General features: G+C 68.5%; 28 protein-coding genes and 1 tRNA gene. 13 read left to right on the top strand and 16 right to left on the bottom strand.

Going from position 1 to position 23,979, the window contains the following annotated elements; translation table 11 throughout:
- From O7610_RS22390 to O7610_RS22370, 5 genes are all read right to left on the bottom strand, one after another.
- Positions 1–1,509, bottom strand: a complete 1,509-nt coding sequence (locus O7610_RS22390) for a peptidoglycan D,D-transpeptidase FtsI family protein (RefSeq protein WP_289211776.1) — start codon at positions 1,507–1,509, stop codon at positions 1–3.
- On the bottom strand, positions 1,506–2,948 hold the full coding sequence (locus tag O7610_RS22385; RefSeq protein WP_281555775.1) for an FtsW/RodA/SpoVE family cell cycle protein: 1,443 nt from the start codon (positions 2,946–2,948) through the stop codon (positions 1,506–1,508). Before O7610_RS22385 ends, O7610_RS22390 begins: the two co-directional genes overlap by 4 nt.
- 73 nt (positions 2,949–3,021) lie before the next feature.
- Entirely contained in the window at positions 3,022–4,500 is a 1,479-nt protein-coding gene (locus tag O7610_RS22380; RefSeq protein WP_281552419.1) for a PP2C family serine/threonine-protein phosphatase, read from the bottom strand.
- Positions 4,497–4,979, bottom strand: coding sequence for an FHA domain-containing protein FhaB/FipA (locus O7610_RS22375; RefSeq protein WP_281552418.1), 483 nt, complete (start codon positions 4,977–4,979; stop codon positions 4,497–4,499). Before O7610_RS22375 ends, O7610_RS22380 begins: the two co-directional genes overlap by 4 nt.
- A gap of 2 nt (positions 4,980–4,981) precedes the next feature.
- Positions 4,982–5,785 carry an FHA domain-containing protein gene (locus O7610_RS22370; RefSeq protein WP_123606559.1) on the bottom strand — a complete coding sequence of 268 codons (804 nt, stop codon included), beginning with the start codon at positions 5,783–5,785 and terminating at the stop codon, positions 4,982–4,984.
- Positions 5,786–6,033: 248 nt separating this feature from the next.
- On the opposite strand from O7610_RS22370, the gene O7610_RS22365 reads away from it, so the two are divergent.
- The 3 genes from O7610_RS22365 (at position 6,034) to O7610_RS22355 (ending at position 8,132) form a co-directional block, all read left to right on the top strand.
- Positions 6,034–6,119: transfer RNA gene (locus O7610_RS22365), tRNA-Leu, on the top strand.
- Positions 6,120–6,255: 136 nt separating this feature from the next.
- Positions 6,256–7,329 (top strand): NAD-dependent epimerase/dehydratase family protein, encoded by a 1,074-nt coding sequence (locus O7610_RS22360; protein WP_289211775.1) that lies wholly within the window; start codon positions 6,256–6,258, stop codon positions 7,327–7,329.
- A complete protein-coding gene (locus O7610_RS22355; RefSeq protein WP_289213666.1) occupies positions 7,326–8,132 on the top strand; it encodes a WecB/TagA/CpsF family glycosyltransferase in 807 nt (268 codons plus the stop codon). The genes O7610_RS22360 and O7610_RS22355 overlap by 4 nt, the downstream gene beginning before the upstream one ends.
- A gap of 481 nt (positions 8,133–8,613) precedes the next feature.
- Here O7610_RS22355 and O7610_RS22350 read toward each other — a convergent pair whose 3' ends face one another.
- The 3 genes from O7610_RS22350 to O7610_RS22340 are packed head-to-tail and all read right to left on the bottom strand — an operon-like array spanning position 8,614 to position 9,957.
- Complete coding sequence (locus tag O7610_RS22350) at positions 8,614–9,045, bottom strand: hypothetical protein (protein ID WP_281552416.1); 432 nt, start codon at positions 9,043–9,045, stop codon at positions 8,614–8,616.
- Positions 9,029–9,700 (bottom strand): hypothetical protein, encoded by a 672-nt coding sequence (locus O7610_RS22345; protein ID WP_281552415.1) that lies wholly within the window; start codon positions 9,698–9,700, stop codon positions 9,029–9,031. Before O7610_RS22345 ends, O7610_RS22350 begins: the two co-directional genes overlap by 17 nt.
- Positions 9,700–9,957: a hypothetical protein gene (locus tag O7610_RS22340; protein ID WP_281552414.1), complete on the bottom strand. Its 258-nt coding sequence runs from the start codon at positions 9,955–9,957 to the stop codon at positions 9,700–9,702. The genes O7610_RS22345 and O7610_RS22340 overlap by 1 nt, the downstream gene beginning before the upstream one ends.
- Positions 9,958–10,292: 335 nt before the next feature.
- Between O7610_RS22340 and O7610_RS22335 the strand changes: the two genes are divergently transcribed.
- Positions 10,293–10,712: a VOC family protein gene (locus O7610_RS22335; RefSeq protein WP_281552413.1), complete on the top strand. Its 420-nt coding sequence runs from the start codon at positions 10,293–10,295 to the stop codon at positions 10,710–10,712.
- 143 nt (positions 10,713–10,855) lie between these two features.
- Here the strand turns inward: O7610_RS22335 and O7610_RS22330 are convergent, their stop codons facing one another.
- Together O7610_RS22330 and O7610_RS22325 are read right to left on the bottom strand one after the other, a co-directional pair.
- Positions 10,856–11,089: a winged helix-turn-helix domain-containing protein gene (locus O7610_RS22330; RefSeq protein WP_281552412.1), complete on the bottom strand. Its 234-nt coding sequence runs from the start codon at positions 11,087–11,089 to the stop codon at positions 10,856–10,858.
- Between the two features lie 317 nt (positions 11,090–11,406).
- Positions 11,407–11,628, bottom strand: a complete 222-nt coding sequence (locus O7610_RS22325; protein ID WP_281552411.1) for a winged helix-turn-helix domain-containing protein — start codon at positions 11,626–11,628, stop codon at positions 11,407–11,409.
- A gap of 404 nt (positions 11,629–12,032) precedes the next feature.
- Between O7610_RS22325 and O7610_RS22320 the strand changes: the two genes are divergently transcribed.
- The 3 genes from O7610_RS22320 (at position 12,033) to O7610_RS22310 (ending at position 14,563) form a co-directional block, all read left to right on the top strand.
- On the top strand, positions 12,033–12,290 hold the full coding sequence (locus O7610_RS22320; RefSeq protein WP_281552410.1) for a hypothetical protein: 258 nt from the start codon (positions 12,033–12,035) through the stop codon (positions 12,288–12,290).
- Between the two features lie 87 nt (positions 12,291–12,377).
- Positions 12,378–12,785: a DivIVA domain-containing protein gene (locus O7610_RS22315; protein ID WP_502959043.1), complete on the top strand. Its 408-nt coding sequence runs from the start codon at positions 12,378–12,380 to the stop codon at positions 12,783–12,785.
- Positions 12,782–14,563 carry a hypothetical protein gene (locus O7610_RS22310; RefSeq protein ID WP_289211774.1) on the top strand — a complete coding sequence of 594 codons (1,782 nt, stop codon included), beginning with the start codon at positions 12,782–12,784 and terminating at the stop codon, positions 14,561–14,563. Before O7610_RS22315 ends, O7610_RS22310 begins: the two co-directional genes overlap by 4 nt.
- Positions 14,564–14,839: 276 nt before the next feature.
- Here O7610_RS22310 and O7610_RS22305 read toward each other — a convergent pair whose 3' ends face one another.
- From O7610_RS22305 to O7610_RS22295, 3 genes are all read right to left on the bottom strand, one after another.
- Positions 14,840–15,454, bottom strand: a complete 615-nt coding sequence (locus tag O7610_RS22305) for a hypothetical protein (RefSeq protein WP_289211773.1) — start codon at positions 15,452–15,454, stop codon at positions 14,840–14,842.
- A 385-nt stretch (positions 15,455–15,839) separates the two neighbouring features.
- Complete coding sequence (locus O7610_RS22300) at positions 15,840–16,868, bottom strand: CU044_5270 family protein (protein ID WP_281552407.1); 1,029 nt, start codon at positions 16,866–16,868, stop codon at positions 15,840–15,842.
- A complete protein-coding gene (locus O7610_RS22295; RefSeq protein ID WP_281552406.1) occupies positions 16,841–17,563 on the bottom strand; it encodes an RNA polymerase sigma factor in 723 nt (240 codons plus the stop codon). Before O7610_RS22295 ends, O7610_RS22300 begins: the two co-directional genes overlap by 28 nt.
- Positions 17,564–17,626: 63 nt before the next feature.
- Between O7610_RS22295 and O7610_RS22290 the strand changes: the two genes are divergently transcribed.
- From O7610_RS22290 to O7610_RS22270, 5 genes are all read left to right on the top strand, one after another.
- On the top strand, positions 17,627–17,914 hold the full coding sequence (locus O7610_RS22290; RefSeq protein ID WP_289211772.1) for a FitA-like ribbon-helix-helix domain-containing protein: 288 nt from the start codon (positions 17,627–17,629) through the stop codon (positions 17,912–17,914).
- Positions 17,911–18,306: a type II toxin-antitoxin system VapC family toxin gene (locus tag O7610_RS22285; RefSeq protein WP_281552404.1), complete on the top strand. Its 396-nt coding sequence runs from the start codon at positions 17,911–17,913 to the stop codon at positions 18,304–18,306. The genes O7610_RS22290 and O7610_RS22285 overlap by 4 nt, the downstream gene beginning before the upstream one ends.
- A gap of 62 nt (positions 18,307–18,368) precedes the next feature.
- A complete protein-coding gene (locus tag O7610_RS22280; protein ID WP_289211771.1) occupies positions 18,369–19,814 on the top strand; it encodes a hypothetical protein in 1,446 nt (481 codons plus the stop codon).
- A complete protein-coding gene (locus O7610_RS22275) occupies positions 19,811–20,593 on the top strand; it encodes a 3-ketoacyl-ACP reductase (protein WP_289211770.1) in 783 nt (260 codons plus the stop codon). The genes O7610_RS22280 and O7610_RS22275 overlap by 4 nt, the downstream gene beginning before the upstream one ends.
- A 109-nt stretch (positions 20,594–20,702) precedes the next feature.
- Positions 20,703–21,233 carry a hypothetical protein gene (locus tag O7610_RS22270; protein ID WP_281552401.1) on the top strand — a complete coding sequence of 177 codons (531 nt, stop codon included), beginning with the start codon at positions 20,703–20,705 and terminating at the stop codon, positions 21,231–21,233.
- Between the two features lie 32 nt (positions 21,234–21,265).
- Here the strand turns inward: O7610_RS22270 and O7610_RS22265 are convergent, their stop codons facing one another.
- Positions 21,266–21,487 carry a DUF397 domain-containing protein gene (locus tag O7610_RS22265; RefSeq protein WP_475047573.1) on the bottom strand — a complete coding sequence of 74 codons (222 nt, stop codon included), beginning with the start codon at positions 21,485–21,487 and terminating at the stop codon, positions 21,266–21,268.
- The gene (locus tag O7610_RS22260; RefSeq protein WP_281552399.1) at positions 21,463–22,338 is read right to left on the bottom strand and encodes a helix-turn-helix domain-containing protein; all 876 of its coding nucleotides are present in this window, start codon (positions 22,336–22,338) and stop codon (positions 21,463–21,465) included. The genes O7610_RS22265 and O7610_RS22260 overlap by 25 nt, the downstream gene beginning before the upstream one ends.
- Positions 22,339–22,786: 448 nt before the next feature.
- Here O7610_RS22260 and O7610_RS22255 point away from each other — a divergent pair, with 448 nt between their 5' ends.
- On the top strand, positions 22,787–23,074 hold the full coding sequence (locus O7610_RS22255; protein ID WP_281552398.1) for a hypothetical protein: 288 nt from the start codon (positions 22,787–22,789) through the stop codon (positions 23,072–23,074).
- Positions 23,075–23,081: 7 nt separating this feature from the next.
- Here the strand turns inward: O7610_RS22255 and O7610_RS22250 are convergent, their stop codons facing one another.
- Positions 23,082–23,960 (bottom strand): PASTA domain-containing protein, encoded by an 879-nt coding sequence (locus O7610_RS22250; RefSeq protein ID WP_281552397.1) that lies wholly within the window; start codon positions 23,958–23,960, stop codon positions 23,082–23,084.
- Between the last annotated feature and the right edge of the window lie 19 nt (positions 23,961–23,979).

Below are 23,979 nucleotides of genomic sequence, written 5' to 3'. Positions count from 1 at the left end.
TCATCGCCCCTCACGTTCGGCGACGAGGGCCCGCATGATCTGGCCGGAAATCCGGGCCGCTTCCGCGCTGCCGCCGCTGCCGGCACCTTCCAGCAGTACGCAGACCGCCGAAATCGGTTCACCGTCCTCGGACGTGACGAAGCCGATGAACCATCCGTGGTCGTCGTCGCCCTCGCCGGCCTGCGCGGTGCCGGTCTTGCCGCCGACGGTGTACCCGTCGATCCGGGCGTTGCGGCCGGTGCCGTTGCGCACGACGCTGACCATCATCTCCTGCAGGTCGGCGGCGACCGACCCGCTCACCGACTGGCGCAGCTCCCGCGGGTCCGCGGTGTAGTAGCTGCTGGTCCGGTCGGCATGCAGCAGCTGCTGGATCACGTACGGACGCATCTGGCTGCCGCCGTTGGCCACCGCCCCCGCGATCATCGCGCCTTCCAGCGGGGTCATCCGGACGTTGTTCTGGCCGATCGACGACTGGGCCAGCGCCGCGCCGTCCTCGCTGCCGTCCGGGTTGGCGATGTCGCCGGTCCGGCTGGCCGCGACCGGCAGGCCGTCGTCACCGCTGGTCCGGCCGACGACCAGCTCCTCGTCCTCGAAGCCGAAGTCGCGTGCCTTTGCCTTGACCGTCTCGGCGCCGAGCTCCACGCCCAGCTTGGCAAAGCCGGTGTTGCACGAGTCGGTCAGGGCGGTGATCAGGGTGACCTCGTCCTGTGGGCAGATGGAGTCGACGGCGTTGCGGATGTCGGTGCCGGAGTCAGGGTGCCGGTAGACCGGGCCGGCGGAGATCGGCGTCTCGACGGTGGTGCCGTTCTCCAGGGCCGCCGCCGCGACGACGACCTTGAAGGTGGAACCGGGCGGCAGCACCTCGCCGAGGGCCCGGTTGTTCAGCGGACGGTTCGGGTCACTGTCCAGCTCGTTGAAGGCCTCCTGAGCCGCCCCGGTGTCGTGGCTGGCCAGCGGGTTCGGATCGAAGCTGGGCAGCGACACCAGGGCCTGCACCGCGCCGGTACGCGGATTGAGCGCCACCGCCGCGCCCACGTCGACGCCCACCCGGTTGTCCAGCAGCTGCCGGTACGCGGTCTCCTGCGCCCGCCGGTTGATGGTGAGCAGCACGTTCCCGCCGCCGGTCTCCTCGCCGGTGAACAGGTCCCGGACCCGGTCGGCGAAGAGTTGGTCGCTGGTGCCGGCGAGGAACTCGTTCTCGGCCTTCTCCACGCCGGTGGCGGCCAGGTTGACCGGCTTGTAGCCGATCACGTGCGCGTAGAGCTCGTTGTCCGGGTAGGTCCGCAGGTACTGCAGCTCGCCATCGGTCGGCGTGCTGGTGGCCAGGGCACGGGCGCCGGCTTCGATGTTGCCGCGTTGCCGGTCGTACTCGGCGACCTGCACCCGGCCGTTGTAGTCGCTGGTGCGGTACTCCTCGGCCTTGTAGCCCTGGACCCAGTTGAGGTTGACGAAGAGCAGGCCGAACAGAACCATGATGACCACGCCGACTCGGCGCAGTGGGGCGTTCATCGGCGGATCACCTCCGTCGGCGCGCCGTGCAGCTGGGCGGGTGGTCCGGCCGGGGTACCGGGCGGCCGGGGCTCGGCCCCCACCACCGGCCGGCGGCCGGCGTCGGAAATCCGCAGCAGCATCGCCACCAGCAGCCAGTTCGCCATCAGCGACGAGCCGCCGGCGGACAGGAACGGGGTGGTCTGACCGGTCAGCGGGATCAACCCGCTGATCCCGCCGACGATCACGAAGACCTGCAGGGAGAGGGTGAACGCCAGGCCGCCGGCGAGCAGCTTGCCGAACGAGTCGCGTACCGCCAGACCGGCCCGCAGCCCGCGCTCGGCGACCAGCAGGTAGACGACCAGTAGTGCGGAGAGCCCGAACAGGCCGATCTCCTCGCCGAGGCCGGCGAAGATGAAGTCGTTGTGCACCTCCGGCACCTTCAGCGGCTGGCCGCCGCCGGGTCCGGCGCCGAACAGCCCGCCGGTGCCGAGCCCGAGCAGCCCCTGGACCAGTTGGTAGCCGTCGGCGTACGGGTCGGAGAACGGGTCGAGCCAGATGTTGGCCCGCTGGTAGAAGTTGGCGAACGGACCGCCGACGATGTTGCCCAGGTGGTACGCCAGGAACGCTCCGCCGAAGAACAGCAGCAGACCGATGATCAGCCAGCTGACCCGTTCGGTGGCGACGTACAGCGTCACCACGAACATGCCGAAGTAGAGCAGCGACGTCCCGAGGTCCTTCTGGAAGACCAGGACCAGGACGCTGAGCAGCCAGACCACCAGCACCGGGCCGAGGTCGCGCCCCCGGGGGAAGTCGATCCCGAGCACCCGCCGGCTGGCCAGCGACAGCACCTCACGCTTGCGGACAAGGTAGTACGCGAAGAAGGACAGCAGGGCCAGCTTGGCGAACTCGCCGGGCTGGATGGAGAAGCCGCCGATCAGGATCCACAGCTTGGCGCCGTTGACCTCGGAGTACCGCGCCGGCAGCACCGCCGGGATCATCACCAGCACGATCCCGGCCAGCCCGAGGGTGTACGCGTACCGGGCGACGACCTGGTGGTCGCGGACCAGGACGAGCAGCCCGGCGGCGAGCACCACGGCGGCCAGGGTCCAGGCCAGCTGCCGCCCGCCGGTGCCGGCGAAGATCGGGTAGTCGATCCGCTCCGCGGCGGCTACCTGGGCCAGGTCGTAGCGGCGCAGGAATCCGACGCCGATGCCGTTGAGCAGGGCCACCGCCGGCAGCAGGGCCGGGTCGGCGTGCGGGGCGAAGAACCGGATGACCAGGTGCAGGCCGACGAAGACCGCGCCGACCACGGCGGTCGGCACCCAGAAGCCGGGCCGGATGGTGCCGAGCACGGCCGCTTCGGCTGCGGCCGAGTAGAGCGCGACCACGGCGAGCGCGAGGGCCAGCAGGCCGAGTTCGGCGTTCCGCCGCGTCCTGATGGGGCGGATCCGCGGCATCTCACCGGTGATGGCCGGCGGGGCGGGTCCGACTGAAGCGGTCACTGGGTTTCCTTCACCTCGCTCGCCGGCCTCAGCCGACCGTCCGGCAACCGGCCGGGTTGGTCACCGGCGGGACCGGCTCGACCGGTGGGGCGTCCGGGGAGCTCTCCGGGGCACCGGACGGGCTCGGCGTGCCGCCCGGTGACGGGCTGTTCGCCGGTCCGGTCGGTGACCCGGAGACGAGGCCCTCGGGTGTCGCACCGGGCGATCCGGTCACGTCGGCTTCCGGTGACGGCGTGGGCGACGGCGGCGGGGTCGGGGAGGGCGACGGCGGGCAGATCGGCTTCAGGTTGGGGTTGCCCGGGTCGTCCCGGGTGAGTTCCAGCAGGTGCCGCTGCGCCTCGGCTTCGCTGCCGGCGTGGATGCCGCGCTTGACCCGGTCCTGGGCGACGGAGGTCAGGTCGTCCAGGGCGAGGTCGCTCGTCTGGTGCACGGTGGAGAGGCTGACGCCGGCCACCTCGCCCGGCATGCCCTGGAAGATCGCCAGCTGACCGTCGCCGGTGGCGCCGACGTAGTACTGCCGTTGGGTGTAGGCCCAGCCGGCCCAGACCCCGCCGCCGAGGATGCCGACCAGCACGACCAGCACGATCGCCGCGCGCAGCGGCCGGCGGCGGGGGCGTTGCTGGTCGTCGTCCGGGGCGGCAGCGGCGGCGTCGGCCGGCTCCGGCACGGCGGCCCGTGGCGCGGACAGTGCGGAGGCCCGGGCGGCCGGGGTGGAGTCGTCGGCGGCGGTCGCCATGCCGCGGTCGCGAGCGGCGGCACCGCCGACGATCGGTGCCTGCTCGTGGATGCTCTGGTCGGTGGCGTCGGCCACGACGACGGTGATGTTGTCCGGGCCGCCGCCGCGCAGCGCCAGCTGGACCAGGCGCTCGACGCACTTGCCCGGATCGGTGTACTCGCGCAGCGTTTCGGCGATGGTGTCCGGGCTGACCACGCCGGACAGCCCGTCACTGCAGATCAGGTAGCGGTCGCCCGCGACGACCTGGCGTACCGAGTACTCCGGGTCGATGTCCCGACCGTCCAGCGCCCGGGTCAGCAGTGACCGCTGGGGGTGGCTGCTGGCCTCCTCGGCGCTGATCCGGCCCTCGTCGACCAGCATCTGGACGTAGGTGTCGTCCTTGGTGATCTGCGCGAACTCCCCGTTGCGCAGCAGGTACGCCCGGGAGTCGCCGATGTGCACCATGCCGATCTTGCTGCCGGAGAAGAGCGTCGCGGTCAGCGTGGTGCCCATCCCCTCCAGATGGGGGTTGGCGTCGACGGTGTCCCGCAGGTGCTGGTTGGCCAGGCCGACGGCGCCGCGTAGGGCGTCGACCATGGCGTCGCCGGGAACGTCCTCGTCGAGGGGGGCCAGTGCCCCGATGACGAGGTTGCTGGCGACGTCACCGGCGGCCATCCCGCCCATGCCGTCGGCCACGGCGAGCAGCCGCGGCCCGGCGTAGACGGAGTCCTGGTTTCCGTCACGGATCAGTCCGCGGTCACTGTGGGCGGCATAGCGCAGGGTCAGAGTCATGGCCGTAACTCAAGAGATGTGCGGCCGATTCGGATCGGCACGGCGAGGGGTACGGGGGTAGGTCCGGTGACCTTAGCGCGGTCCAGGTAGGTCCCGTTAGTGGAACCCGCGTCTTCGATGAACCACTGGCCGTCCCGGGGCATCAGCCGGGCGTGTCGCGCCGAGGCGTAGTCATCGGTGATGACCAGGGTGGAGTCCTCTGCCCGACCTATCGTAATCGGAGACTCACCCAAAGTAATTTTGGTCCCGGCCAGTTGGCCAGCGGTCACTACGAGCTGATGAGCGGCCCGCCCCCGTTTGACCTTGGCCGGCCGGGCCGGTGCCGTACTGCTGCTGACCCCGCGCGGAGCCGCGACGAGGCGGCTGGAGCGGGCACCGGCAAACAGATCCCGGCGGATCACCCCCACCACCGTGAACACGAAGATCCACAGCAGGACGATGAAGCCGACCCGAGCGACGGCAACGACGAATTCGGGCAAGGTTAGCCATCCACTCGGAACGTGAGCGTGGTCGTCCCGAGCTGGATCATGTCACCGGGGTTCAGGGCCACTGCGGAGACCCGCTGCCCGTTGACCATGGTCCCGTTGGTCGACCCCAGATCGGTCAGCACCACTTGAGCACCGTCGAAGTCGAGCCGGGCGTGTCGGCGGGAGATCCCCACGTCCGGCAGTCGCAGATTGGCCTGGTCACCCCGGCCGATCACGGTCGAACCCATCTGCAGCGGATAGGTCCGCCCGTCACCCGAGACCAGCCGTACGTTGCGGGCGCCGGCCGGCGAGTGCGGCGGTTGACCGTACCCCCCGCCCTGCTGGTCGTACGGCGGATAGCCGCCCTGACCACCGCCGGGCATGTCGTACCCGGGCTGCTGCACCGGCGCGACGTCGCCGCCGGTGAAGACTTCGGCCGTCACCCGGAACATCCCGGTGTCGAGCCCGTCGCCGCGCTCGATCTCGACGATCACGTCGCCGTAGACCGTCCAGGCCTGCTCACCGATGAACTCCGCCTGCGACTGGGCGAGCTCCTGGGCCAGAGCCGCCGCGTACGGAGCCAGCCGGCTGTGGTCGTACGGCGAGAGATCGATCACGTAGCGGTTGGGCACCAGCGTGCGCCCGCCAGCCAGGATCGCCTTGTGGGCCTCAGCCTCCCGCTGCATCGCGTTGAGGATCTCCACCGGGTGCACGACACCCTTGAACACCTTGGCGAAGGCCCCTTCGACTAGGCCTTCCAGACGCTTCTCAAAGCGTTGCAGCACGCTCACCGGCTCCTCCTCGGGTTCCGAGGACATGATGGTATCCGGCCGTCGCCCGTGCCACCCGCACGCCGATCGACCACCGCTCCCGGCCTGTCCCGAACGACCGACCCGCCCCGTGCTACTCTTCGCCAGGCGTCGCGGGCGATATTTGGCTCGGGGCGACCAGGGACAGCGTAGTATGTCCCGGCACCTGCCAGCGGGTGGCCCCGACCGACACCCCCACCGGGATCGGGAAGGACCGGCCGGGTTAGTCTTTCTACCGACTGTCCCGGACAGCATCCGGGGAAGTGGCGGAATGGCAGACGCGCACGGTTCAGGTCCGTGTGCCCGAAAGGGCGTGGGGGTTCAACTCCCCCCTTCCCCACCAGCAGGTCGGGCGGCATCAGCCGCCTGCACCAGCTAGCAACGATTGAGAAGGCTCCGCCCGACGGCGGGGCCTTCTTCACATATCGCCCGGATATCCTGTTGACCGTTTACTCCACCCCCCAGCTCAGGAGTGTCGTGTGAGCGTCGCGTTGGTTACCGGTTCCGGCGGTCTGATCGGATCGGAGGCGGCCCGGCACTTCGCCGGACTCGGCCTGGATGTGGTGGGCATCGACAACGACATGCGCCGCGAGTTCTTCGGCCCCGAGGCGTCCACCGCCTGGAACGTCGAGACGCTGCGGCGTGACCTCGGTGCGGCGTACACCCATGAAGCGGTCGACATCCGCGACCGCGACGCCCTGGCGGGCCTGTTCCGGCGGTACGGCCGGGACATCGCCGTGGTGATCCACACCGCCGCGCAGCCGTCGCACGACTGGGCGGTCCGTGACCCGTTCACCGACTTCGACGTCAACGCCGGCGGCACCCTCAACGTGCTGCAGAACGTCCGGGAACACTGCCCGGAGGCGCCGGTGATCCACTGCTCCACCAACAAGGTGTACGGCGACCGGCCGAACAGCCTGCCGCTGATCGAGCAGGAGACCCGGTGGGAGATCGCCCCGGACCACCCGTACGCCGGTGGGATCACCGAGGACATGTCGATCGACGCCTGCCTGCACTCGGTCTTCGGCGCGTCGAAGGTCGCCGCCGACATCATGGTGCAGGAGTACGGCCGCTACTTCGGCATCCGTACCGCCTGCTTCCGGGGCGGCACGCTGACCGGCCCGGCGCACTCGGCGACCGAGCTGCACGGCTTCCTCGGCTACCTGATGCGCTGCAACATGGAGCGACGCACCTACAAGATCTTCGGGTACGGCGGCAAAATGGTCCGCGACGCGATCCACAGCCACGACGTGGTCTCCGCGTTCGAGGCGTTCTTCCGCGACCCGCGCCCGGCGGCGGTCTACAACCTCGGCGGCGGCCGGCACTCCAACTGCTCGCACCTGGAGGCGTTCGCCCTGGCCGAGCAGATCACCGGCCAGCAGATGATCACCGAGTACCAGGAGGCGAACCGGGTCGGCGACCACCAGTGGTGGATCGGCTCGAACGCCGCTTTCCAGCGGGACTACCCTGGCTGGAAGCAGGTCTACGACGTACCGATGATCCTGCAGGAGATCTACCAGGCCAACGTCGACAAGTGGGTGCCCGGGAAATGATCGACCAGGGCAAACGCAACCTGCTCGGGGTGCTGGTCGACGCCGTCGACTACGAGGCCGCCACCGAGCGGGTGATCGACGCCGCCCGGGAGCGCCGGCCGCTGGCGTTGACCGCACTCGCCGTACACGGGGTGATGACCGGGGTCCTCGACCCTGCGCACAACGCCCGGCTCAACTCGTTCGACCTGGTCACCCCGGACGGCCAACCGGTGCGCTGGGGCCTCAACCTGCTGCACGGCGCCGGTTTGAAAGACCGGGTCTACGGGCCGACACTCACCCTGCGGGTGCTGCAGCGCTGCGCCGACGAAGGGCTACCGGTCTACCTGTACGGCTCCACCGAGGAGACGCTGGACCGGCTGGTGCCGAAGCTGGAGCAGATGTTCCCGGCGCTGAAGTTCGCCGGGGTCGAGCCGTCCAAGTTCCGCGCCGTCGGCCCTGGTGAGGATGTGGAGATCGCCGACCGTATTCGAGACTCAGGGGCCCGGCTGGTGCTGGTCGGGCTGGGCTGCCCCCGCCAGGAGGTCTTCGCGTACGCCATGCGCCCGCTGCTGGACATGCCGCTGATGGCGGTCGGCGCCGCCTTCGACTACCACGCCGGGCTGCTGCGCAAGCCGCCGTCCTGGATGCAGCGGTACGGCCTGGAGTGGCTGTGGCGGCTCGGGCTGGAGCCGAAACGGCTGTGGCGCCGGTACGTAATCCTCAACCCGGCGTACCTGAGCCGGCTGGGCGCACAGAAGCTGGGCGTTTGGCAAGCTACCCCGCCAAAGGCCGCCACCGACCGCCCCGCCACCTTCGCCGTCTGACCACCTCACCCGGCTCCGGTAACACGACCGAGACGACCAACTCGGGGAGGATTGGTGGAAATGACGACCTATTCCGCGTCCTGCAGGCGGGGCGGCGACTGGTGGGCCGTTAGCGTTCCCGAACTCAAAGGCCTTCACACCCAGGCTCGCCGTCTTGACCAAGTCGCCGCCATGGCTCGCGAGGCGATCGCCCTACTGCTTGAGGTCGATCCGGCCACAGTAGACATTGAGGTACGTCCAGAGCTACCCGGAACAGTCACGGCAGCACTGGACGCCAGGCAGGCCGCTCGGGACGCTGACGAGAAGGCCGAACAAGCGACCGCCACGGCTATACGGGCTCTCCTGAGCGACGGTTACACCGTCCGGGATGCGGGTGCCCTTTTGGGACTGTCACCCCAACGCATCTCACAGATCGCCGCTCGAAACACTACGCGACCCACGTCAAGCGCAGCGTAGGGATACGATTCGCTGCTGCCTCCGGCTACATGTACTGGGCGGCGGTCTGCTCGACTTCGCGGATGAACTCCTCCAGCTCGGCCTCGGTCCACTGTTCGTCTTGTAGCAGCGTACCGAGGATCACGATCTGCGCTGGGAAGGAGACCTCGGCATCGACCCCGTCGAGAAGTTCCGCCTCTCCCAGCGCCGCACGGATGAGACCTTCCAGCTGAAGTGCAGGCAGATCCTTGCCCCGTTGGTACTGGTCACGGACCTGTGCGACGAACGCAGACACCTTGTTGAGGTCAGGCTCCGGCCCAAAGTGGCGGTCGACGGCGATCGCGAACGCCGCGCCGATCACCGGGACCGCGCCGTGCCAGTTCGTCCTGCCAAGAACCTCAGTCAACCGGTCGATCGTTCCCCAGTCCCGTCGAGCCATTGCCCGGATCAGATCGCCGAGTTCAGTCGGAACGCTCACGTTGACGCAACCTCGCTAAACCTTGTCGGATGTATCGGTCAGCCCGGCGGGCTGCCAACCCAGCGATAAGAGCTGCCACGACGAGGTGGCCCGCCGCGTCGCCGGCTTCGAGCTTCGGTCTCGTGTCCGTGAAGGCCACTGTAGGGGCCGATGTGCCCGTGGTTGACTGCGACCCTGGCGGGGGAGTCGCCAGGTCCCGCAGGATGTTGAGACCCGAGTCGCCCAGCTCAGCGGTTGTCTTGGCCGTGTCCTGAACATCCTCCGTTCGACGCGCCAGACGGTCCAAGAAGCTGCCGACGCCTCGGCGGGACTCGGAGCGGCGGGTGGTGTCGGCCAGGAGTTCTTCGCCGGTCGGGCCGGCGAGCGTGGGTTCGGTGGGTGCCGAGCCGGGGGCGATACGGTTGGCGTAGGCGTTGAGGTGCCCGGCGGCCTCAATGAGCAGGCGGGCGACCTTTCCGGCCTTGTCTGCGGCGGTCTTCCACTCGGTGGTGGCGTTCGTGACAGCGCGCGCCGACGCTCCTGCGCTCGCGGCGGAAAGGGACTGGTGCGCGTCGGTCACTTCCTGTTGGGCACGCAGGGCCGTCGCGGCGGCCGAGCTGAGGCCGGTCGATGCCCGAGCGATCTGGGCGATGACTTCGGCAACCGTCCCAGCCATCACAAATCCGTGCGGTACGTGTCGACCAGTTCCTCACCGACGTCCAGTCGGGCGATCGCCAACTTGATCTCGCGGAGCGCGGACCTGGCCTCGGTCAGCGCGTCGGTAGCCAGTTCATGGTTGCTGCCCTGACAGGTGTAAGTCGCCAACTCCAGGGCCTCGCCCGCTGTAGCGGCAGCCTGTTGCAAAGTGTTCATGCCGCTGCGGGCGCTCTCCAGGCCCCTGCCCAGCTGAGCCTTGACCTCGTCGACGCTCACCGAGCCGGCCTCCCCGGTCGCGGAGCCGCCGTACCGGAAGGCGACTCACGTTCGTCAGGTACGCCCGACCATAGTCGACCAGCTACGGACCGGCGACCCTGCGCGACGGATATCCGTCACCCGGGCTGGGGTCGCTGCGGCCCACCCGGCCCAGCCATCGTTGTCGACGCACCGGCCCTGCTGAGGTAGGCACGGCAACAAGCAGGCGTCACAAGTAGGGCTGCGTCCAGCTGGGCTGACCGCTCCATTCGCGTCCGGACCTGCCGATGTCAGGATGTTCGCTCGGCGACTTCGTGGTGTGATGACAGGGCCAGCACTATGAGGAGGCGTCGTCAGTGTCCGACTATCCGGTTCTCATGCACACCGTCCTGGACGCCACCGACGCCCGAGCCCTCGCTGAGTTCTACCGGGAGTTCCTCGGACTGCAATACCGTCCTGGTGACGAACCTCCGGCTGACGGAACCACCGATGACGAAGACTGGCTCGTCCTGGTCGACGGCAACGGCAACCGCAAGCTTGCCTTTCAACAGGTGCCTATATTGGCGCGGCCAACCTGGCCGTCACACGACGTTCCGAAGCAGATGCACCTGGATCTCCACGTACCAACCGTCAACGAGTTGGAGCGACACCGTCGACGAGCCGAGCAGCTCGGAGCCAGCTTGCTTCACGACCGCACCCAGAATTCAGAGGAGCCTCTCTACGTTCTCGCCGATCCGGAGGGACATCCGTTCTGCATCCTCGTCGGCTCGGGGTAGGCCAACGTACGGATCTGCCGCAATCCGGTGCGAGCACCTAACCCAGCTGTTACGGAGCGTAGCCGGCATACACTACGCGGCGCTCTAGGCTGTGGGCATTCGCCGGGAGCGTGGCAGCCTTGCCACGAACTCGGCAGCGAGGATTACATCTCCATGGCTTGCTCGGCGACGTACGTGCCCTTGCCCTGGTGGCCTTCGACCAGGCCACGGTCGCGCAGCAGCCGCAGGGCGGCTTGGGCTGTGGAGACGCTGACCTTGTACGTGTCGGAGAGCTGGGCGTATGTCGGCAGCTTGTCGCCCGGCGACAGCTCACCGGACCGGATCTGCTGGGTGATGTCATCGACGACACGTAGGTAGTCGGCAGGTCGACTGGGCATTTCAGGTACTCCTCGCAACTTCACCTCATGTGCCCATCATGCAAATATCGCACATTTCCAGTCTTCAGTACGTCAAGCGCCACGGCAACGCGCCGCCATACATAGGGACGGAGCCGCTGCTGCGCCTTCTCCGCCGTACAAGACTCGAATGTAGACAGCTCAGTATCCGAAATCTTGAGCCCGGTAATCTGCTCATCGGTCAGCTCGCCGCCGTCAAAGATGAACGAGAGCAGGTCGTCCCAGGGTCCGTGTGGTGACACCCAATCGACCACCAGCAGCCCGGCTACGTGCACGTCCAGCCGCAGGTAGGACGGCAGCTACTTCTCCGCTACGTACACGCCGCGACCGGAATGTCCGACGACGAGGTCTCGGTCGTGCAGGAGTGAGACGGCGCGGTACACGGTTGCTGGGCTGACGTCGTACTGGTCGGCAAGCTGGGCGGTACTGGGCAGCTTGGTGCCAGGCGGTAGTTCGCCGCTCTTGATCTTCGCGGTCAGTTCGTCTGCGATCCGTCGGTAATCGGCTGGTGCTGAGGGCATGGCACATCCCCTTGGTTCGGCACCACTATTCGATCACGCACAACCTCCGTCAGCAAGTGATGCAAGAAACCTGGGGTCCGAGGGTTTACCTACATCAGCTGTTGACGTAGGTTGGTGCTCGGTCAGCCCCTTGGTTCGGCAAACCCGGCGGTCGACCCCGTCAGGGCGGCACCAGCTCTGCCGTCCTGACGGCCCTCACCACGCGGCCCTGCGTGCGTACCGCCGATTGAGGCTGCGCGCGCAGGGCGGGCGGCCCGACCTCCGCACCCCCGTTCGGGGTCGGGCCGCCCTTCCACCCGCTCTACCCCGAAGACCATGCACGACCCGCGTGCTTGAAAGGCGACCTACCATGCGCAGACTCCTCGACTTCCTCCGCGTGAAGATGCCGGCGGCTGATCGGTAGCGTGCCGGCCGACCGGTCGCCGGCGGACCCCCGGCCCGGCGACGAGTTGATCATCGACGGCAGGGCGAGTGTGCAGTTCGCGGCCGGGCGAGGTTTCCGGTTCCGGGTGACGACAGTGGACAAGCGCTGGACATACGAGGGCTGGGTCTGGTTGGCCGGGTACGTGTTGGCACCGGACGGTGAAGCCCGCGAACGGCGGGAGATCTTCGTCCAGCGCGACGGTCTCCGCTGGGCTCGCACCCCACCCCGACACCGCTGACCAGGGCGGCGGCACAACTGCGACGTAAGCCGCGCCGTCTCGACCCGTACCCCTGAAGGTTTCCGACTTTGGAAGGTGGTTCCTGCTGTGCGTAGGTTCTTTGACCTGTTCCGGCGGCCGGTGCGGAGCCGGCGCAATCGGCGGTTACTCGCCGAGATCGCGCGCCACAACCAGCGGCCGATCGACGCTGCAGCCGGCCAGCGCCGGCCGGTGCGGCGGGCCCCGAACACCGTCGGCCACCTGTACGGCAGGCCGGTGCGGCCGTCGATCAGTCCCGGCCTGGTCCGCGAGCGCCGGTTCACCGGCCGGACCCGGCGCGGCTGCGACCCCACCGAGGTACGCACGTTCCTGCACCTGGTCGCCGACGAGCTGACCGCCCTGCGCGCCGAACTGCACTCCACCCGCGACGAAAACGTGCGGATCAAGCAGGCGTTGCGGGAGTGGCAGTCACAGCAGTTCCAACAGTTTCAGGCAGGGACGGGGGTGGCCGGGTGACCGGGGTCAACGGAGTGCCCGCCGGCCCGGTCGTCCGTGTCGTCGGGTTCGGGTCCGAACGGCGGCGGGCGCAACTCGTGGTCACCGTCGCCAACCTCGACACCGGGGCGGTGGCCTCGACCAGCCTCGTCCCCGGCTCGTTCACGCCGCTGCCGACACCAAACGGCACCTGGTGGCTGCCGTACGCGCCGATCGTCACCGACCTCGCCACCCGCGCCGGGGTGGCTGCCGCGACACTGTGCGATCCGGACTTCCCCGACGAACCCGGCCGGCTCCCGTCGTCCGGGCTGACCCTGCCGATCCAGTGGCAGCCCGGCACCCCGGAGCGGGACCGCCACCGGTGGGAGGCGTCGGCGCTCGCCAACCGGCTCACCGCGCCGTGGCTGGTCCTGATCGGCCGCAGCAGCGCACCGCGGCCACCGGGCGACCCGGCCCGGCTGCTCGGCCGGCTGTGCGCGCTCGCCGACCAACTCCACGTCGACCTGGTCCTCGAAGCCCGACCAGCATCGACTCCGAGTGGGCTGAGCTGGGACATCCGGTACGAACTCGCCGGCGGGAAAGTGCCCGACTACCCACACCGCTGGGTAGCCCACCTACCGGCGGCGATCACCGGAATCAGCCCGGAACGGGCCGCGTCCGGGCTGGCCGTGGCCGACTGGAACCTGCCCGCCCACTACCTCACCGAGGCTGCCCTCACCCCGCACCCGATGCCGGTCGGGCTCGACGGGCACCCCGGCGGCCACAACCTCGACCAACTCGAACGACGCATGATCGCCGACGCCGAGCAGCACGGCGGCGCGCAGGCGATCTGGCGGAACCGGCACTGGTGGCACACCAGCCTGCGACCCGGCGACACCGAGCCGGGCGGGGCCGGCGGCCGATTCGTACGCGGCTGGGAGCCGCCAGCGCCGAGATACTGGGGCGAGCCGATCCCCACCCACCCCTGCCCACGATGCACCAACGCGGCAGATCCGCCGTACTGCACCGACTGCTACGGCACCCGCCGGGTCCGACACGGCGCCGTCGTCACCGTCACCGACCTGCGCGGCCGCACCGTGCACCGCAACTGGCGACCCGACGACCACAGCCCGAAACCGCCGACCCTCGCCCACACCGACCAGGCGTCCGGCACCAGCGTCTGGCAGCTCCCCGAGCACTACCGGATCGGCACCCTCGCCGCCGAGTTCGGCGTACAGCCGACCGACCTGACCGACATCGACGGCGAACACGTCATCGACCAGCACCTGCGCAACGGCATCAGCCAGATCCCCCACACCGGCGGGGACCCGCTCGCCGCGTACCTCGCCGAAGCCGCCGCCGCCCACGACGGCGCCCGCATCCTGGTCCGCGCCACCGACTGGCCCGGCCCTACCCTCGACCAGCTGGCCCGCCTCGTAACCGGACTCGGCCTCGCCCTCGACGTCACCGTCGTCGACCACCGCGACAGCATCGGCCGGCCGGAGCTGATGCAGGGCCACACCTGGTCGGTCCAGGTCGCCGACCCGGCCACCCCGCCGACCGTCGACCCGGTCCCCACCAGCGCCGCCCTGCCAGAAGCTGTCGCCCTCTGCCACCGCTACCTCTACGGCGCGCTGCGCGCGACCATCCCCACCGACCCCGAGAAGCCCATGTCCGTCCCCCACCGGCCGGCGACCGCCGGCCCAGCTCCCGACACCACCAGGTTCATCACCGAGGTACGCCACCAAGCCGCCACCCACCCCGGCACCCCGGCTACCGTCCGCATCCACCCCGACCGCACCCACCCCACGGCAACCTGATGACATTTCATGAGTACGCCGGCCGAAGCACGCACCCCGTGGGAGACTTCATGCGGCCGCAACTGAGCCGAGCCCCTACATCCCCCCGTCGATTGAAAACGGGAACTGCAAATTTAGCCGGCAGATACTAACCGTCCTGGTAAAGACATATTGCCGGGTTCGTTACAAACTATCGTAAACTGCCGGTGGCGAAGAGAGCGCAGCCAGACCGCGATTCACCCCATCGCCACCGGCAAAGCCAGCGAGCTAAATATCAGAGCCGATCCTCAAGAGCCACTAACAAACGCGGACGGCATCGAGAATGTTATCGTATGGACCCATTCCAGTATTGTATTCGAACACATAGGAGCTAAACAGGAGGGTCCATTGGTTGACGCCGTTCCAGTTGTAGAAATGGCTAGCAGTATTTGGTGTTTGATTGTTCACCCAGGATGAGATTCGATCGTTCCAGTACCCACCCCCAGGGAATGGAATGGCACCAAGATTCTTGAACTGGCAGTAATAGAAAGAAATGATCGCACTACTAGGATGCAAATTTGGTTCTGTATAAAGACAAAGATATTCATAGTAGCAGCCGTAGAAATAGTCATCTGCGGCGGGCGAAATTGGCTCGGCGTTCTTGGCTACATGAACTGCGGACGGTGCGGGTGGAGCGATGCGCTTAGTGACGGTCGGCATTTCAGCTGCGGTGGTGTTGGCGAAGCGCTTATCCCGCGGATGATCGGCAGGCAGTGTGACGAGCACGCCGGGTGCCGCTCGGACCGTGTTCTCGTCGATAGCGATAGATCCTGGATAATAGTCCAGCAGAGACTGGAGTGCCATCGAGTGTTGAGGCGTTGCTGGAAGACTCTTAGCCTGCACTGGTGAGGCCGCTGAGGTCAGGATAACCATCGACACAGTCACAAATGTCAAGAGCGTGCGTCCAATACGTTGGTTTACCAAGATCTGGACTCCCCCTGCTCCATACACACTGGAACGGGTGACGCAAGCTGTTTCCTAGCAAGCTAAAACCAATCGCGACAGGCACCCGTAGGTCGATCCACGGCGGTCGACCCACAGCCGATTGTATCGGCATCTACCGATGCACAGAGGTTTTTTGAGCGGATTGCGGTGCGCCATGCTCGCCTTCCATGATCGACATGATAGAGAGTGCTTGTAGGACGACCGCCTGATGCCAGGGCTAGCAGGGGAGATCTAACCCGAGTTAGCCGAAGGAGTGACAGAGTGCGATCGGATAACAGAATGGTAACAACGTCGATTATGGTTCGTGCCTCAGTCAGGCCGGCGACCTACCTGCGTCGTTCACGATGACCTGGCGTAGCAGGGCGCTGTTGGTGGTGCCGAGGAACACGAACGACGTCGCATCGAAGATGAGCGTCGTCCCTTCGGGCATGCCCACCGCTACCCCATCCCGGTTGGCAAGGTCTCGTGCCTGCTGTCGGACGGTCACGCCTGGCAGCGAGGCCAACGCGTCGAACAAAGCGCTTCGCTGAGGTGAGGTGAGGTACCTACCACCGACCAGCAACTCACCGGCCCGCTGGAAGACGAGCGCATCAGTTGCTCTGCCACCTGGGGAGGCAGAGGACGTGACCCGCAGCTCTGACTGCGCTTCCCCCCCCGAAGACACATCGGCTCGGAGCCAGTCGAGCACCGCTGCTGGGCTGTCCGGCATCTCCGCGTCGTACCCCCGCTGCAGCGCACACGGCTGGTCACTGATCGGATCGGCGGCTGGACCGGAACGATTCGGTGAGCAGGCCGGCAGCACTAGGTCGTTTGGCTCGGCCTGGTCCTGCTGGTACGCCCTGTCCCGGATCAATCCGTCCTGAGCACCGTCTGCCGAAAGCCAGATCTGCCGCAATACCCGCGGCCCGTCTCTAATGGTGAAGCCACCGTCCGGATGCTGCACCTGGTTGATCGGGCTCGCCACTGTCTCGGTGAACACGAACTGTCCAGTTTCCGGGACGGGGAGGTCCGCTTCGTGAGCCACCAAGGCGGCGGTACGCAGGATGGAAGAAGCCTCGGCCGTGCCCGACGATGGCGCTGATCCACCTACCGGCCACCCGCCCCCTACGGCTGCGGTGGCGAACACGAGAACGGCAGCTAATGCCGCTCCTGCTAGGCCGAGGTTCAACCGCCGGCCGGGCCATACCGTGCCGCCGCGCGGCACTCCTGTCTTCGGGCTGGGTCCATCGAGGATGCGGTCACGCCAGGCTGTCGGTGCATCCCCGGCGTCCGGAGCCAAGTCGGCACCGAGTTCCTTGAGCCGATCCATCTCACTCACGCCCTGCTCCATCTCCTCCACCATCGCTCCTCGCGCTCAGTACCTGTCAAAGTGCTCCGGGCCGGGTCGCTCTCCAACACGTCCCGCATCCTGCGGCGTGCCCGGTTCAGTCGTGATCGGACCGTGCCGATCGGGATTTGCATGACTCGAGCGACCTCCTCGTAGCTCAGGTCGCCCCAGGCAACCAGGAGAAGCACGTCCCGCTCCTTGCGGCCGAGCCGGGCGAGCGCCGTGGCCAACGGTCCTCGCCACGCCTGGGCAGACGCTGCGGCTGCCACCCGATCCGCCAATGCCTCTTCGCCACCGTCGGGCTTCACCCGCAGATACGCCCGGTACCGGGCGCTCTCGGCGCGGTAATGTCGGGCCAACTCACGGTGCACGATCGCGAGCAGCCACGGAAACGCGTTGGGATAGCCAGGGTCGTAGGTGTGCCGGGCGCGGAACGCGGCCACGAACGCGTCCGCGACGACGTCCTCGGCAATCTCCCGGCCCACCCGTCGGTAGGCATAGCCGTACAACATCCCGGCGTGCTTCTCGTACACCTGCGCGAATCGATCGGGGTCGTCGAGCGACGCGACGATGATCGCAGCATCATTGGTCGACTCCGCCGCAATGCCCCTCACCCGGAGCCCAGCGGTGGCGATAGGTTCACGATCATCTTTCCTTCCTGTCTGCATCCTCTCAGCTATCTCTATGCGCGAGCGCGAGATCGGGTTCACAGTCCACCAGCCAATCCCGAGGTTGACTTGACCCTGCAGTCATAACGCATTCAAAATGAAGTCATGGCTGTAGTGCTCACCATCCGCGACGTGCCAGAGGAGGTACGGGACCTCCTGGCCCAGCAGGCCCGCGAGCGCGGCCAGTCGCTGCAGGCGTACCTGCTGGCAGTCCTCAACCGTCAGGCCGACTTCTGCCGCAACCGGCAACTCCTCACCGAGCTCGGCGACGAACTCGACGACCGCAGCGGCGGAGCCGGACCGACCGCGCCGGACGCCTCCGACCTGCTCGCCCGTTCCCGCGCTGAACGGGATTTCCCGGACTCCGCGCACTCCGGGCGAGACGTCGGGTGATCGTCGTCGACGCCTCGGTCCTCGCCAGCGCGCTCGTCTACAGCGACGACCGCGGCCGCAAGGCCCGCGTTGTCCTGAGCCGAGACCCCGAGTGGGCGGCACCGGAGCACTGGAAGGTCGAGGTCTTCTCCGTCATGCGAGGGCTCGCCCTCGGCGGAAAGATCACCAACGAGACGGCGGCGCGGGCGGTCGACCGGATCAGCCGCCTCGGCGTCGACACCGTCCCGATCGACGACCTGCTCACCCGGATGTGGCAGGTCAAGGCGAACATCAGCGCGTACGACGCCCCCTACGTCGCCCTCGCGGAACGCCGCGCCCTGACGCTGGTGACCGCCGACGGCAAACTCGCCCGCGCGGCGAGCGCGTACTGCCGGGTCGAACTCGTCGCGTAGCGGGACGTGGGGTCCGGTGGTCAGGTCTTCCGCCTAGGCAAGCGCTTTCCTATGCTGATCCGATGATTCGGATCGACGACTCGCTGACCCCGGCCAGCCTGCAACCCAGGATCGACCGCCTCTGGGAAGCCTCCGCCCACAAGATCGACTCGATCGAGAAGACCTGCCCGCCCGGGTCGGCGTCGCCGGTCTTCACCGTCGACGGCCGGTACGCCGCGCGCGGCTGGACCGAGTGGACCCAGGGCTTCCAGTACGGTTCGGCCCTGTTGCAGTTCGACGCCACCGGCGAGCAGCGATTCCTGGACTCCGCCCGCGAGTTGACCGTCGCCGTGATGGCCAGCCACGTCAGCCACATCGGCGTGCACGACCACGGCTTCAACAATGTCAGCACGTACGGCAACCTGTGGCGGCTGATGGCCGAGGGGCGGCTCCCGCACGACCGGGCCGAGCGCGACTTCTACGAGCTGGCGTTGAAGCTGACCGGGGCGGTCCAGGCGGCCCGCTGGCGGGACACCGCCGACGGCACCGGCTACGTCTACTCGTTCAACGGGCCGCAGTCGCTGTTCGTCGACACCATCCGCTCCTGCCGTGCGCTGGCGGTGTCCCACCTGCTCGGCCACGCGCTCATGGGTGAACAGGACGAGCGAATCTCGCTGCTCGGCCGGCTGATCGAGCATGCCACCAACACCGCCCGGTACAACGTCTTCTACGGCGAGGGGCGGGACAGCTACGACATCCGGGGTCGCACCGCCCACGAGTCGATCTTCAACGTCAATGACGGCCGGTTCCGCTGCCCGAGCACCCAGCAGGGCTACTCACCGTTCACCACCTGGACGCGCGGGCTGGCCTGGGCGATGCTCGGCTTCCCGGAGCAGCTGGAATACCTGGCCGTGCTGCCGGACGGCGACCTCGAACCGTACGGCGGGCGGGCCGAGGTGACCGCGATGATGCTGCGGGCCGCCACCGCCACCTGCGACTTCTACCTCGAACACACCCCGACCGACGGCATCCCGTACTGGGACACCGGCGCACCCGGCCTGGCCTCGCTCGGCGACTACCTGGATCGCCCGGCGGACCCGTACAACGATCATGAGCCGGTCGATTCGTCAGCCGCCTGCATCGGCGCACAGGGGCTGCTGCGACTCGGCCGCTACCTGACCGGTGCCGGGCAGCCCGACGCCGGTCGCCGCTACTGGCAGGCCGGGCTGACCGTGGCCGGCACCCTGTTCGACGAGCCGTACCTGAGCACTGACACCCGCCACCAGGGACTGATCCTGCACTCGATCTACCACCGACCGAACGGCTGGGACCACGTGCCGGCCGGCAGCCGGGTGCCGCACGGCGAGTCGAGCATGTGGGGCGACTACCACGCCCGCGAACTGGCGCTCTACCTGCAGCGGGTGGCCCGCGACGAGCCGTACTACACGTTCTTCGGCCCGGCCGACGCCGACGCCACCGACGGCACGGGCAGCGCCGACAGCGCGGGCACCGTCGGGGGCGGGCGGTGACCGCCTCCGCGCGGGTCGCCATCGTCACCGGCGGTTCCCGGGGGATCGGGCGCGGGATCGTGCTGTCGCTCGCCGCCGCCGGGTACGACGTCGTGGTCAACTACGCCCGGAACGCGACGGCAGCCCAGCAGGCCGGCGAGCAGATCGAGGCGGCCGGCCGGCGGGCGCTACTGGTCGGCGCGGATGTGTCGGTCGGCGCGGACCGGCAACGGCTGGTCGATCAGACCGTCGCGACCTTCGGCCGGATCGATCTGCTGGTCAACAACGCCGGTGTGGCCCCAGATGTGCGGGCGGACCTGCTCGACGCGACGGAGGAGTCCTTCGACCGGCTGATCGACATCAATCTGAAGGGTCCCTATTTTCTGACCCAGCAGGTCAGCCGAGCCATGATCGACATGGTGGCGGCCGGCACCGTCACCGCGCCGAAGATCGTCATCGTCTCGTCGATCAGCGCCTACACGGCGAGCGTCAACCGGGGCGACTACTGCGTGGCCAAGGCCGGCCTGGCGATGACCACCCAGTTGTACGCCGCCCGCCTCGCTGAGCACGGCATCAACGTCTACGAGATCCGGCCCGGCATCGTCGCCACCGACATGACCGGCCCGGTCCAGTCGAAGTACGACGACCTGATCTTCAAACAGGGTCTGACGCCGATCCGCCGCTGGGGCCAGCCGGACGACGTCGGGCGGGCGGTGGTGGCGGTCGCCACCGACCTGCTGCCGTTCAGCACCGGTCAGGTGCTCGACGTCGACGGTGGCTTCCACGTACGGACGCTGTAGTAGCCAGCGGACGACTCAGCCTGCCGGCACCCCTACGGGTGACCGTTGAGGGGTCGACCAGGGCTGCGCCCGGAGGTGCCGACGTCGACCGGCCGGCAGGATTCGGAGCATGGACATCGCTCTGGTCGGCTGGTTGGCGTTGACCGGTGGCTGGCTCGCCGCCGCCGTGATCGCCGAGTCGCTGCCGTCGGCGGGCAGCCCGGCCGCGCTGCGGCGCCGGGTCGGCTGGCTGACCGCGTTCGTGCTGGCCGGCCTGGGTGGGATCGCCGGGTTGATCGGTGGCGGGGCGGCCAGCGCACAGGTGTTGCTGGTCGCTGTGCCGGCGGCGGCGGTCGCGGTGGTGACCCTGCCGCGCCTGCGGCGGCTGTACGGCGGATCGGCGGCATTCGTCACCGCGCCCGCCGCGCCGAGTCCGCCAGGGCTGCTGGCCCGCGCGGCGCACCCGTTGGTGGCGTTGCCGGTGCAGGTGACGGCGGTGGCGCTGGTGCCGGTGGCGGCGCGGTACTTCGGTGGTGTGCCAGGGCTGGGGGCGGTGGCCGACGCGCTGGTGCTGACGGTGGCGGTGATCCTGCTGGTCGCGGTCGGGGTGCGGCATGCGCTGCGGCACAGCGCGCTGGCTGAGCAAGCTGGGCACGGTTGAGCCCCGGGACGCGCCCGGGGCTCAACCGTGGGTCAGTCCAGGTCGAACTCGCCGTCCCGGGCACCGCCGAGGAAGGCGTCCCACTCGTCGGAAGTGAAGATCAGGACCGCTCCGGTCGGGTTCTTCGAGTCGCGAACCGCGATGGCCTGGTCGACGAACGCGATCTCCACGCAGTTGTCGCAGTTCGGCCCGCTGCGCGAGCTCTTTCGCCAGGCCGCACGGGTCAGGTCTACCCGAAGCCCCTTGACCTCGATGTCCACAATGGCTCCTTCGCGCGTTCAGCGATCATCGCGACGGACTCCTCGGGAGTGAGTGCCGCCGCGCGTATGTGATCGAAGATAAATATGTATTTGCGTAGTTCTTCGGTCTTCTCCAGGAAGAGCCCACCGGTGGCGTTCTCCGCGTAGACGACATCCGCGTCGCTGGGCTCCGGAAAGTCGAGGATGGTGAACGTCCCGTCCATTCCCGCGTGTGCCCCCACCTCGAACGGAAGGACCTGCAGGGTCACGTTCGGCAGGTCCGCCGCCTCGACGAGGCGGTGCAGTTGGGCGCGCATCACCGCGTCGCCGCCGACCGGCCGACTCAGCACCGCCTCATCGAGCACCGCCCATACATCGATCTGATCTTCCTGTGTCAGTAACGACTGACGCTTCAGTCGGACATGGACGCGGTGGGCAACTTCTTCGTCGGTGATGTCGGGTCGGGCCGAGCGGATCATCGCCTGGGCGTAGTCGGCGGTCTGCAGCAGACCGGGAACCACCTGCTGCTCGTACGCCCGGACCGACCGGGCCGCCGCCTCGAACCCGACGTACGCGCCGGTGAGCACCGTGGAGTACGGATGCCACCAGCCCTTCTGCCGAGCTTCCCGGGCGATCTGCACCAGCTCCTCGGCCTCGACACCGGTCACGCCGTAGATCTCCAGCATGTCGCGGACGTCCCGGGGAGTCGCGGTGGTGTGTCCCGTCTCGATCCGGGAGACCTTGGAGGCGGAGCACTCCAGTCGTTCGGCCACCGCATCGATCGTGACTTTCGCGGCTTCCCGCCGCCGGCGCAGTTCGGCGCCGAGACGGCGGCGACGGACGGTTGGGCTTCGGCGCTCGGTCACCGGTCACCTCCGGTCAGGGGTGTATGGGGCAGTCGGCCGGACCCCGCGCACGCGGTTGAGGGGCGACGGGGGTTACGTCGCGAGCGGTCGTGCGTGGACGGGGAGGGAGGCCGACGCGGAAGAAAGCCTGTTCAGTCTGCCGCCCGTACACGTAGGACTTCAAGCAGCAATCGACTGAGTGATTTTCGCATCGCGCCAAAACCACTTTGCAACTTGCATCGAAGGCGATGGTAGTGCACCCTTTGCGTAGGCCCCAGATCACTCAGCGTTCATCCAAGATCGTATCCGCCGCGGTTGCGCCGTACCGCGACGGTGCCTGCTGTCCGGACACCCACAACGCCGTGCCCGTCTGACCACCGGCTCCACCGGTGGAGCATCCGACAGTGCCCGGTGCGAATCCGCATGCCCGGCAGCAATCGGACAACGGCAGCTCGGAACAGGAGTAGCGGTGCTACTACCCCGCTCAGGAGACGTCCTCCACGTGACCCGTGCGGCAAGCGTGCAGTTCCTCGAGCCGCTCCTCTTCCGGGTGATCCGGGTCCACGACTGGCCGACCTACCAGGGTTGGGTCTGGCTGGACGGCTACGAACTCAACGCCAGCGGCGAGGCCGTCGACCGACGCTCCATTTTCGTCCAGATCGACGGCCTACGCCAGCTCCGGGTGGTGGCCGACCGGCCGGGTCGGACAGCCGCCCGGCGGCCGGCTTCGGCGGTGATGTCGGCGCGGGCCAGCTGACCCCGGCTCAGTCCTCTTCTCCGTCGCCCGGCTCACCGGTCGGCCCGACCGACCCGGTCGGTTCAGCCGGACCCGTCGGCTCGGAGTTGGTCGCGGCGATCACCAACAGGATCTCAGTACCGGGCGGCACCTCCGCTCCGGTCGGCGGATCTGTCTCGAGCACCGTGCCAGCCGGCTGGTCCGAACCGCGCTGTTCCAGCCGGTACACCAGGCCCCGCTCATCGAGCTCGGCACGGGCGTCCGCCAGCGACAGCCCGGTCAGTGTCGGTACGACCACCAGCGGCGCCTCACTGGTCTGCTCCTCGGTCGGCTCCGGCTGCTCCTCGGTCGGCTCGGGCTGCTCCGTCTCCGGCTGCGAGGTCGGCCCCGTCGCGGTCGGAGCAGCCGTCGGCGTCGGCCCGCCCGGATCCGTGGAGTCGTCCAGCGTGCTGGCCCACCAGATCACCAGGCCGACCAACGCGACCAGCAGCAGCACCAGGACACCGATCAGGATCGGCAGCCACCACGGCCGGCCGCCGCCTTCCGTACCGCCCGGTCCCGGCCAGTCGCCGGTGCCGCCGCCACCCGCCGCCGGGCGCACCGGCACCCCGGCCCGGCCGGACCACGCCGGCTCCCGAGCACCACCGGCGGCGGAACCAGCCGGAAGGTCGGGTGCGGTCGAGCCGAGGTGCCCGCCCCGGTCGGCGACCGTCGCCCCCGGGTCGCCTCCCGGTGTGCCGGGCCGACCGAGCGGCTGGTCGGACCCACCGGTCGACTCGGCCTGGTCACCTGACCCACCGGCCCTGGTCGCCCAGGGGTCGACCGGCCGCGGCAGCTGGCTGGTGTAGTCCCCGACGTCACGCCCCGCCGAGCCGTCCTCCGCAGGATCCCTCGGTCTGTCGGCCATGACTCGTCCTCTCCGTACT

Origin of the sequence: Solwaraspora sp. WMMA2065 (assembly GCF_030345075.1) — a bacterium.
In the GTDB taxonomy this organism is placed as follows: Bacteria; Actinomycetota; Actinomycetes; order Mycobacteriales; family Micromonosporaceae; genus Micromonospora_E.
This window is presented reverse-complemented; position numbering and strand designations above follow the sequence as displayed.

Bases quoted from the DNA above. Each gene is read 5' to 3' on its own strand.
- O7610_RS22390 (WP_289211776.1), bottom strand. From the start codon at position 1,509: ATGAACGCCCCACTGCGCCGAGTCGGCGTGGTCATCATGGTTCTGTTC.
- O7610_RS22385 (WP_281555775.1), bottom strand. From the start codon at position 2,948: ATGCCGCGGATCCGCCCCATCAGGACGCGGCGGAACGCCGAACTCGGC.
- O7610_RS22380 (WP_281552419.1), bottom strand. From the start codon at position 4,500: ATGACTCTGACCCTGCGCTATGCCGCCCACAGTGACCGCGGACTGATC.
- O7610_RS22370 (WP_123606559.1), bottom strand. From the start codon at position 5,785: ATGTCCTCGGAACCCGAGGAGGAGCCGGTGAGCGTGCTGCAACGCTTT.
- O7610_RS22355 (WP_289213666.1), top strand. From the start codon at position 7,326: ATGATCGACCAGGGCAAACGCAACCTGCTCGGGGTGCTGGTCGACGCC.
- O7610_RS22345 (WP_281552415.1), bottom strand. From the start codon at position 9,700: ATGGCTGGGACGGTTGCCGAAGTCATCGCCCAGATCGCTCGGGCATCG.
- O7610_RS22330 (WP_281552412.1), bottom strand. From the start codon at position 11,089: ATGCCCAGTCGACCTGCCGACTACCTACGTGTCGTCGATGACATCACC.
- O7610_RS22325 (WP_281552411.1), bottom strand. From the start codon at position 11,628: ATGCCCTCAGCACCAGCCGATTACCGACGGATCGCAGACGAACTGACC.
- O7610_RS22305 (WP_289211773.1), bottom strand. From the start codon at position 15,454: ATGGTTATCCTGACCTCAGCGGCCTCACCAGTGCAGGCTAAGAGTCTT.
- O7610_RS22300 (WP_281552407.1), bottom strand. From the start codon at position 16,868: ATGGTGGAGGAGATGGAGCAGGGCGTGAGTGAGATGGATCGGCTCAAG.
- O7610_RS22290 (WP_289211772.1), top strand. From the start codon at position 17,627: ATGGCTGTAGTGCTCACCATCCGCGACGTGCCAGAGGAGGTACGGGAC.
- O7610_RS22280 (WP_289211771.1), top strand. From the start codon at position 18,369: ATGATTCGGATCGACGACTCGCTGACCCCGGCCAGCCTGCAACCCAGG.
- O7610_RS22270 (WP_281552401.1), top strand. From the start codon at position 20,703: ATGGACATCGCTCTGGTCGGCTGGTTGGCGTTGACCGGTGGCTGGCTC.
- O7610_RS22250 (WP_281552397.1), bottom strand. From the start codon at position 23,960: ATGGCCGACAGACCGAGGGATCCTGCGGAGGACGGCTCGGCGGGGCGT.